This is a genomic window from Methylobacterium sp. D48H, from assembly GCF_053345715.1.
The window spans coordinates 1-332 of sequence record NZ_JBKFAP010000115.1 but is presented as its reverse complement, the minus strand read 5'-3'; the positions used below and the strand labels follow the sequence as shown (position 1 = coordinate 332).

Sequence of the window (332 nt, the reverse complement as noted above, 5' to 3'; positions counted from 1 at the left end):
GGCCCGGCGGGGGCGGCGAGGGTGCGGGGGAGGTCGCGCAGCCGCGGGCGCACCGACCTGCGGACCATCCAGAGACGCGCGCAGATCGCCGCGAGCCAGCCGGCGAGCCGGAAGGCGCCCACGGCCGCCACGAGGGCGGCCGGATCCACCGGGGCCGCGGGCGGCTGGCCCGGTCCCGAGCGCCACAGCGCGGTGCCGGCGGCGATCGCCGGAAGGATCCCCGCCAGGGCCAGGGCCGGCGCCCGGGCATAGGCCAGCCGCGCCTCGGCGCGCCCGACATTGGCCCGCATCGCGGCGACGCGGGCGGCGATCCGGCGGCGCTCGATGGCCGC

The 332-nt window shown here is 82.2% G+C and carries 1 pseudogene; it reads right to left on the bottom strand.

Annotated elements, in window-relative coordinates:
• Positions 1-332, bottom strand: a pseudogene (locus tag ACLBX8_RS31725) (ABC transporter ATP-binding protein); the annotation flags it as partial.